At 37.8% G+C, this 9,200-nt stretch carries 9 protein-coding genes; 8 read left to right on the top strand and 1 reads right to left on the bottom strand.

From position 1 onward, the window contains the following. Window positions 1–407 precede the first annotated feature (407 nt). The 5 genes from JZO83_RS12445 to JZO83_RS12425 all read left to right on the top strand — a co-directional run bounded on the left by JZO83_RS12445 (window position 408) and on the right by JZO83_RS12425 (window position 5,522). Complete coding sequence (locus JZO83_RS12445; RefSeq protein WP_206859341.1) at window positions 408–1,931, top strand: YfcC family protein; 1,524 nt, start codon at window positions 408–410, stop codon at window positions 1,929–1,931. 374 nt (window positions 1,932–2,305) lie between these two features. Further along, window positions 2,306–3,646 (top strand): M20 family metallopeptidase, encoded by a 1,341-nt coding sequence (locus JZO83_RS12440; protein WP_207115932.1) that lies wholly within the window; start codon window positions 2,306–2,308, stop codon window positions 3,644–3,646. Between the two features lie 223 nt (window positions 3,647–3,869). Next, complete coding sequence (locus JZO83_RS12435) at window positions 3,870–4,106, top strand: AbrB/MazE/SpoVT family DNA-binding domain-containing protein (RefSeq protein WP_104775664.1); 237 nt, start codon at window positions 3,870–3,872, stop codon at window positions 4,104–4,106. A 20-nt stretch (window positions 4,107–4,126) separates the two neighbouring features. Further along, on the top strand, window positions 4,127–4,510 hold the full coding sequence (locus JZO83_RS12430) for a type II toxin-antitoxin system death-on-curing family toxin (RefSeq protein WP_347401524.1): 384 nt from the start codon (window positions 4,127–4,129) through the stop codon (window positions 4,508–4,510). Between the two features lie 280 nt (window positions 4,511–4,790). Continuing rightward, the gene (locus tag JZO83_RS12425) at window positions 4,791–5,522 is read left to right on the top strand and encodes an alpha/beta hydrolase (protein ID WP_207115931.1); all 732 of its coding nucleotides are present in this window, start codon (window positions 4,791–4,793) and stop codon (window positions 5,520–5,522) included. A 199-nt stretch (window positions 5,523–5,721) separates the two neighbouring features. Here the strand turns inward: JZO83_RS12425 and JZO83_RS12420 are convergent, their stop codons facing one another. Continuing rightward, window positions 5,722–5,943, bottom strand: coding sequence for a ferredoxin (locus tag JZO83_RS12420; protein ID WP_207115930.1), 222 nt, complete (start codon window positions 5,941–5,943; stop codon window positions 5,722–5,724). A gap of 29 nt (window positions 5,944–5,972) precedes the next feature. On the opposite strand from JZO83_RS12420, the gene JZO83_RS12415 reads away from it, so the two are divergent. From JZO83_RS12415 to JZO83_RS12405, 3 genes are all read left to right on the top strand, one after another. Beyond that, window positions 5,973–6,992 (top strand): helix-turn-helix domain-containing protein, encoded by a 1,020-nt coding sequence (locus JZO83_RS12415; protein WP_207115929.1) that lies wholly within the window; start codon window positions 5,973–5,975, stop codon window positions 6,990–6,992. After that, window positions 6,979–8,370, top strand: coding sequence for a RecQ family ATP-dependent DNA helicase (locus tag JZO83_RS12410; RefSeq protein ID WP_207115928.1), 1,392 nt, complete (start codon window positions 6,979–6,981; stop codon window positions 8,368–8,370). The genes JZO83_RS12415 and JZO83_RS12410 overlap by 14 nt, the downstream gene beginning before the upstream one ends. A gap of 84 nt (window positions 8,371–8,454) precedes the next feature. Further along, window positions 8,455–9,090: an SAG1386/EF1546 family surface-associated protein gene (locus JZO83_RS12405; protein ID WP_206859330.1), complete on the top strand. Its 636-nt coding sequence runs from the start codon at window positions 8,455–8,457 to the stop codon at window positions 9,088–9,090. The last annotated feature ends 110 nt before the right edge of the window (window positions 9,091–9,200 follow it).

The following is a 9,200-nucleotide window of genomic DNA, read 5'->3' as shown; positions in this document are numbered from 1 at the left end:
GATACAAAAAATAAGATACATAGGAGAATTTATTGTAGTTATCATCTATTTTCTAAAGTTTTTCTTAATATTTTTATATGAAAAAAAATTCAATAACTGACATTGTGTAAGCGTTTTATAAATCGTGTCTGAGTATTTTTTGGGTTTTTGTATAAAAATGTATTTTATACGTTTTTATGTGAAATCCTTCTCTTTTTGTTTGTTAAATGGACAAGATATAACATGAAACGAAAACGCTACAATTAGTATGAGTAAAGCATTTCAACTATTTTAACAAAGGAGGGACAAAAAACGAGGGTTTTGAATAAAACTTCTCAAATCTACTAGTTATTATTTTTGTTCTTATCATCTTTTTGATAAAATAACGATGTATTACTGATTTTTTGAAACGAGAAAGGAAGAAGAAAATGGAACAAACAACGAAGAAGAAATTTCAAATGCCTTCAGCGTATTCGGTCTTATTCATTATTATTGCCATCATCGCTGTGCTAACATGGTTCATCCCAGCTGGACATTACAGTGTGGATGAAGCAGGAAGAATTATCGCGGGATCTTATGAAAGAGTCCCACAAAATCCACAAGGACTTTGGGATATCTTTATGGCTCCGGTCAACGGAATGTTAGGTGTGCCAGCTGGTGAATTAACAAAAGAAACCCCTGCGGCAATTCCAATTTCATTCTTTATCTTGATTGTCGGTGGCTTCCTAGGAATCATCAATAAAACCGGCGCTTTAGATGCTGGGATCGCAAGTGTTGTCAAACGCTTCAAAGGAAAAGAAAAAATGTTGATCCCTGTTTTGATGCTATTATTCGCTTTAGGTGGATCAACTTATGGAATGGCAGAAGAAACAATTCCATTTTATGCATTATTGATCCCTGTAATGATGGCAGTTGGTTTTGATACTGTTACAGCGGTCGCTATCGTATTAGTTGGTTCTCAAGTCGGCTGTTTGGCATCGACAGTTAACCCATTTGCAACTGGGGTAGCTTCACAAGCAGTTGGTATTTCAATGGGTGAAGGAATCGGTTTACGTTTCTTCATGTTTGTTGTCTTACTAGCAATCTCGATTATTTACGTTTACCGTTATGCTTCGAAAATAGAAAAAGATCCAACCAAATCTTTAGTCTACGACCAACGTAAAGAAGACATGAAACATTTTGATATTGAAGCAATCAACCGTCAAGAAATGATCACGAAGAAACAAAAACATGTAAATGTTTTGTTCTTCCTTACTTTTGGTATCATGATCATTAGTTTGATTCCATGGACAACATTGAACGAAAACTTCACGATTTTTGAATCATTGACAAACTGGATCACTGGTCTGCCAGTAGTTGGTACTGTATTAGGTAAAAACATGTTGCCTTTAGGTGACTGGTACTTCCCTGAAATCACTATGTTATTCTTAGTGATGTCAATCGTTGTAGCGATCACTTACGGTATGAAAGAATCTGATTTTGTTAAAGAATTTTTAGCAGGAGCTTCAGACTTGATCGGTGTAGCGATCGTTGTAGCTGTTGCTCGTGGTATCCAAGTAGTAATGAATAACGGGTTGATCACTGATACGATCCTACATTGGGGAGAACAAGGATTAAGCTCATTGTCATCAAGCGTCTTCTTGATTCTGACATTTATCTTCTACATCCCTATGTCATTCTTGATTCCATCAACTTCAGGCTTAGCAGCTGCGACAATGGGTATCATGGGACCAATGGGAGAATTTGCTGGTGTTGGTAAAGATCTAGTTATCACTGCATATCAATCAGCATCTGGTTTAGTTAACTTGATCACGCCAACTTCTGCTATCGTAATGGGTGCGATCGCGATCGCTCGCTTTGATATCTCAATCTGGTGGAAATTCACTGGAAAACTGATTGCTATTTTATTCGTTGCAATCTGTGTGATCTTGGGCGTAGCAGCAATGTTCTAATCCTAGACAAATAGCAAATAAAGTTCTATGATAAATAATGAACAATAGTTATGGTTGGATAAAATGATACGAACACTTTATTCGACCTACACGATGTATCACTTATAGGTAAGCGATCGTCGATAGAAATAAGGCCTTTGAAAAAACGAGTGATCCTGTTGATGAAATGGTGACAGAAACGCTCAGCTCTAAGAAATAAGCGACAAAACCCGAAACTAGATTTTTGGGTTTTTGTCGCTTATTTCCGAAGAGTGGGCTTTTGTACATCTAGGTTTTTGGATAACTGATGTCACGATGATTCAAGTAGGTGAGTATCGGAACAAAGCAGTATTTTCTAGCGTCATCTTTTTTAAAATAATGAGGAGGCAAAGTTGATGAAACAATTTGTAACAGAACAACATCATGAACAAGCATTAGAATCATTAAGTGAATTGATCAGAATTCCATCTGTATTAGATGAGTCTGATTCTGGAGAAGGACATCCTTTTGGGAAAAAGGTAGTCGAAGCGTTAGATAAAGTGTTGGAAATCAGTGAAGGCTTAGGTTTCAAAACATTTAAAGACCCTGAAGGCTACTATGGTTACGCTGAAGTAGGTTCAGGTGATGAATTATTTGGGATCTTGTGCCATATGGACGTAGTTCCTGCGGGCGATGAAAAAAACTGGGAATCTAAACCTTTTGATCCAACAATCAAAGAGGGTTGGTTAGTCGGACGTGGCTCACAAGATGATAAAGGCCCGTCAATTGCTGCAATGTACGCGGTAAAAGCATTGATGGATGCCGGAGTAGAATTTAATACACGCATTCGGTTTATCTTCGGAACGGATGAAGAAAATCTTTGGCGTTGTTTAGATAAATACAATGAAAAAGAAGAAGGCATCACTCAAGGGTTTGCACCAGATGCAGAATTTCCATTGATCTATGCAGAAAAAGGCTTATTGCAAGCTTACTTGACAGGTCCTGGAACAAACGAATTCAGTGTGAATGCAGGTGGCGCCCTAAACGTAGTGCCTGATTCAGCACCATATTCAGGTGAAAAATTAGCAGAAGTAAAAGAAGCATTGACGAAGCATAACTTCGATTTTGAAGATCATGGTGACTCGATCACTGTTTTAGGAAAAAGTATCCACGCAAAAGATGCAGCTGAAGGTGTCAATGCGATTTCTCGTTTAGCGATTGCTTTAAGTGAAGTCTTTGATTTTTCTCCAATCGCGTTCTTAGGCGAATTAGTTCAAGAAAATGCGACCGGTGAAAATGTGGTTGGCAAGACTGTCGACGAACAATCCGGTGAATTGACAATGAACTTTGCCAGCTTGGAAATCACACCTGAACAAACAAAAATCGGTGTGGACATGCGTATTCCTGTCACTTTCAAGAAAGATGATCTTGTTGAAAAAATGACAGAAAAAATCAAAGCATACGATTTATCTTATGAAGAATTTGACTTCCTAGATTCATTATATGTTCCTTTAGATAGCGAATTGATCCAAAACTTATTAGGAACATACCGCGATATCACAGGAGATATGACGGAACCATTTGTCTCTGGTGGAGCAACATTTGCACGTACGATGAACCAATGTGTCGCTTTCGGAGCCATGTTCCCTGATACACCAGACTTCATGCACCAAGCGAATGAACGCTGGGAATTGAGCAGCATGTACAAAGCGATGGAAATCTACGCAGAAGCGGTTTATCGCTTGTGTGGGAAGTAAGCCATTCATTAGTTAAGAAACTAAGAATAGTCATAAAAAGCAGCCACCACTATTTTGAGGGAATTTATCAAAATAGTGGTGGCTTTCTTTAAGAACTAAATATCCATAATTAAGTAACAAGAATAATAGCTATTTCTCATACTTAGAAATTTGTTGGAATGTAGATACTATGATAATATGTATCTACATATTAAATGTATTATAAACAGAAAGGAAAAAGTTAATGGACAAAATTCGTAAATATAAAATCAGAAAATCTGGAAATAGTGATGTAACAACAATACCAAATGAAGTAAAAGAGTATATTGGAGTTAAAACTGGAGAGTCTATTAGTTATATATTTGATACAGATGGAGCAGTAAGGATAGTAAAAGCACAAGAGGAAATTGATATTGATACTATTGTTGACTCTGTGATGAATCAATATGATCAAGCATTGAAAGATTTGGTCGACCTATGATATATTTGACTTAAAATCATATCATAAAGATAAATGCTAAAGTAATTTTAGCATATTCTCAAGGTGAGACAATCGGTATAAAAGATGCTACTGCACTAGATATGGCAATAAATCAACCTGCACAGTCAGTTTTTGGTAAAGATTTGTATCCTACGATATTTGATAAAGCATCTATACTTACAATTAATTTAGCTACAAAGCATCCTTTTCATAATGGAAATAAACGTACAGCATTTGTATCGATGATTACTTTTTTTCAAGCAAATGGATATACAACAAATTTTAGCCAGCAAGAGGCAGTTAAATTCATTTTAGATATTACTACTAGTAAAAAAGAATTTGATGAATTAAAACGAACTGTTTCGACTTACCTAATTCAGTCAGGGAAAGTTACTTCAAAGTAGTCCCCACATCGAATTTCTAGTTGATTGATCATTTTCTAGAGTAAATGAGATGCGGTCATGCACAACAGTGAATACATAAATTGAATCTGATATAACAATGTAGGAAAGCCACCACTATTTGAGGAACTTTATCAAAATAGTGGTGGCTTTCATTTTGCATTGTTGCTCCTAACGATTCAATCCAATAATAACAACTTGTATAAAATCATTTGCATTTTTTTCGTATTTTATTTAGTGTATAGAAGTACCAAATGAAAGATGATGGATGGAAGGTGATTTTTTGAAAATATTCAAACGAGTCCTGCTGGGATTAGTGATCGTGCTTGGATTAGGTGCTGTAGGAGGGTATTTTTATTGGCAGCAAAGTGTCTACGAACCAACTGCTCAAGCAGAGCAATCGTTCAAGCAAGGAGTAGATAAAGAGGATTATTTATTATTCGAATCACAAAAAACGGAGGAACGGCCAGTCGTGATTTTTTATCCTGGAGCGCTCGTTGAACCAGAAAGTTATAGTATATGGGCAGAGCAATTGGCAGAAAATGGCTACACCGTAGCAATTGCTAAAATGCCTTTTGAATTAGCCATTCTAAGTGGAAATAAAGCAGACAAAATCAGAGAGGATTTCAAAGACCGAGATTTTGTGATTGGCGGTCATTCGTTAGGTGGCGTAATGGCGAGTCGTTATGCGAATGCAAACTTGGATGATGAACAACTAAAAGGTGTTTATTTCATGGCAAGTTATCCAGATGAAAAGGGAACATTGGCAGAAACAGATTTTCCAGTCATCAGTATTACTGGAAGTGAAGATGAAGTAATGAACCGAGAAGCCGCTGAAGAAGCAAAAGCTTACTTGCCTGAACAAACAGAATTTGTTTCGATTGCCGGCGGAAACCATGGTGGTTTTGGTAGTTATGGTCATCAAAAAGGTGATGGCGAAGCAACGATCAGTAATCAAGATCAACAGACAGCAATTGTGACGACCATGATGAATTGGTTGAACCATATCAAGTGAGAACGATCATGTAAAGTAAATGGATCGAACAAAAGCAGTTACTGCAAAAACAAGACGGTATCCCTAAAAATGGAAAAATAATTTTTAGGGATACCGCCTCATTGATCGAGGTTCTATTCTTTGGTCGCCAATTCGTTTATAAGAAAGGGTCACTGATTTGTCACACCCGCTCATTTAGGAGTTAGTTGAACGAAAAGTATCAATGTTCTTTTTCGAGTAAGATTGCTCGAACCGGACATTTTTGATAAGCTTTGGTTACATTGACTTCTTCTAAAGGCTGAACGAATTGTTGATGTGCTTCTGGCTCTTGTGCAAATAAGACGATTCCTTCTTCGTCATAATCAAAGATATCAGGCGCCTCGATTTGACATAGACCACAGGCGATACAACGCTCAGGAACTAATTTACATAATAATGACATATTCACCATCCTAACGTAAGGGGATTACTATGACTGAGTTTATTTTATCTTTATTTTCTTCGAGTGACAAGTTACGCGCAAGCTCACTCTATCAATTATTGACTGGTAAGCGTACATCATCAGTATTGCTTTTTGGTTTTTTCAATGGTTTATTGTTTGCACATGGCTGTTTTCCTTCACTCAAACAAACGGTATTTGATGCGCAGATCCAACAAATGATCGATGAAAAGCTTTTGTCATGGGAGGGCAATGAATTACAACTGACAGAAAAAGGCAGACTGCGAGGAAGCAGTAAATCATTGACTGGATTACATTATGATAAGTATGGCCGCACCGCTCAGACGAGCTGGCGTTTACTGAAATTTGCTGTACAAGTAGTATCACATTTATCAGCGAATGAAACCACTTATCTACCAGCTGAGACTGGCCCCTTTTATTCCTATCAAGTCAAGAAATGGCTGAAAGAAACAAAATGTTCCAGAACGGAGTTGATCACTCGATTGCCAAGTGAGCTTTCAACTATTTTTTCACAGATGACCGAGGAACATGCAAATTTCTTAGCGAATCAATTTTCTGGCAAAAAGCAAACAGGTTTGCTTGCCTACCAATTGACCACTTTGGAAGATGCGGTAGAACAGCAACTTTACCAAGATCAGTGTATTCATGGATTATTAGCAATCATCGAACAGCACAAAGATTTCCTGTTATACGATTTGCTTTCACCATTGCTTTCCCAAAATTATAATCAAAGCATGCTGACAACAAGAGCATTGATTTTAGCGGGTGATTCAGTCGAAGAAGTGATGACGAAGCGAGCTTTGAAGAAAGGAACGATCAACGATCATTTGATCGAATGGGCGATCTTTTTTGACAATTTTCCTTTTGGGCGTCTGATTCATTCTGAGACAAGGAAAGTTTTAGCTTCTTTAGATCGACCGCTTCTCACACTCAAATATAAAGACTTTGATGTTCAAACGGTCGATTATGGAGAGTTTCGTTTAGCACAAATCGAGAGATTCAAAGGAGGAAGTAAATATGGAGTTAGTTGATCCACTAAAACAGTACTTTGGTTTTTCCTCTTTTCGTCCAGGACAAGAAGAAATTATTTCGACTCTTTTGAATCAAAAAGATGTATTAGCGGTCCTACCAACTGGAAACGGCAAAAGTCTATGTTATCAATTGACAGGATATTTACAAGAAGGATTGGTATTGATCGTTTCTCCTTTACTTTCTTTAATGGAAGACCAAGTCGGGCAACTGCAAAAGCGAGGAGAAAAAAGAGTAATTGCATATAACAGTTTACTTAGCAAAAGTGAAAAGAAATATGTCTTAGCCCATTTGTTCGAGTATAAATTTGTTTTTGTTAGTCCAGAGATGTTGAATCAATCTGAATTACTTTATGCATTGAAGCAACAAAAAATTGCTTTATATGTCATCGATGAAGCGCATTGTGTCTCACAGTGGGGGATCGATTTTCGTCCTGAATATCAATCGCTCGGACGAATCGGAAAAGAGTTAGGTTCGCCAACGACTTTAGCCTTGACCGCAACAGCGACTCTTCCGGTACAACAAGAGATCGAAAACATTCTCTTCCAAACAAAACCAGTCGTCGTCAAGCATTCAGTCAACCGAGAAAATATCGCTTTATTTGTCAGCCAAACAGAGGAGAAAGAGCAACAATTACGCCAGTTGATGGCACAAGCTGATGGCGCAATGATCATTTATTGTGCGACCAAAAAAGAAGTCGAACGTCTTTATCAATTGTTTCGTAAGGATTATGCAGTAGGCTACTATCATGGAGGCTTAGATGCTTCACAACGCCGGCAACTCCAACAACAATTCAGTAAAAATCAACTGCGATTTCTATTTGCGACGAATGCATTCGGCATGGGGATCGATAAAGCCGATATTCGATATGTAGTCCATTATGATCTGCCAGATAGTTTGGAAAACTACATGCAAGAGATTGGGCGAGCGGGTAGGGATCAACGTCCAAGTAGCGCTGTATTACTATACAAGCCAGGAGATGAAGGGATTCATTACTTTTTCCAACAACTATCCAAAGAACAACGCCAGATTTTTGAAGAACATCTGTTAGCCGGACAGTCAGATGCGACCCATTTCGATGAGATCCAACAAAAATGGCTTACTGTAGTCAATGAAATGCAAAGCCCTGATGTTTGGCTGCGAGAATTAAAAAAACAAGAGCAAGTCAAAATAAAACAGCTGCAAGAGATGCTTGGCTATATCCACGAAACGGGCTGTAGACGAGAACGACTATTGTCCTATTTCGGTGAAACGCTTAAAGAAAAACCTAAAAACTGTTGTGACCGAGACGGGGCGTTATTCATTCAAAGTGAGACGAGGCAAACTAGTCCAATTGCAGAAGCAAGAGACTGGCAAACAATTTTACTAAATTTATTTTAAAAAAATGTTGCGAAGTATTTTTTTCGTACAATCAAGTTTATCCTATGGTATAATAACTGGGAAAGAATTTAGGAGGTCAATAAGGTGAGTAGAAAAGATAGACATCAATCATCAGAAAATAACGAAACACAAGAACCATGGGAACAACCAATTTATGATACAGAGGATGAAGCATCTTCAAGAAGTACTCAAAGACAGCAAAAGAAAGGGAACACATTATTCTTATCGCTATTTTTGATTTTGCTTGTTTTATGTATTGCGATTCCAGCAGGAGCTTACTTCTGGATCAGAAATGGGTCGAATAACAGTGCGACAGAAGCTTCTTCTACTGAAACGACTTCATCGATCGTAGAAAGTTCAACTGTCGAATCAACGGTGGAATCAACAACAGTTTCAAGTGAACCAACATCAGAAACACAATCTGTAGCTGGAGAAACAACACCAACAAGTGCTGTGACACCAGAAACAACACCAACTTCAACAGTGCCAGAACCAGAACAAACGACACCAACTACTGTTGCACCAGAAGAAACAACACCAACTTCAACACCAGAAGCAGGTACTGGCGTTTCAGGTTCGACAACAGTCGTTCAAGCTGGTGAAGGTCCTAGACAAGTTGCTGAACGTGCCGGCATCACAGTCGATCAATTGTTCCAATTGAACGGAATCGATCCAAACAACTACATGTTATATCCAGGACAAGAACTAAGAGTCCAATAAGCGAAGCAAAAAGATAATACTGAAGAGTTGTTTTTCCTCAGAGTATCTTCATAAAATGTAATTAAATAAGGAGCAGTGGCTTTAGCCACAGCCCCTTTTTTTTGAGAAAA

Origin of the sequence: Enterococcus sp. DIV1298c (assembly GCF_017316315.1) — a bacterium.
GTDB classification, from domain to species: Bacteria; Bacillota; Bacilli; order Lactobacillales; family Enterococcaceae; genus Enterococcus_B; species Enterococcus_B mangumiae.
This window is presented reverse-complemented; position numbering and strand designations above follow the sequence as displayed.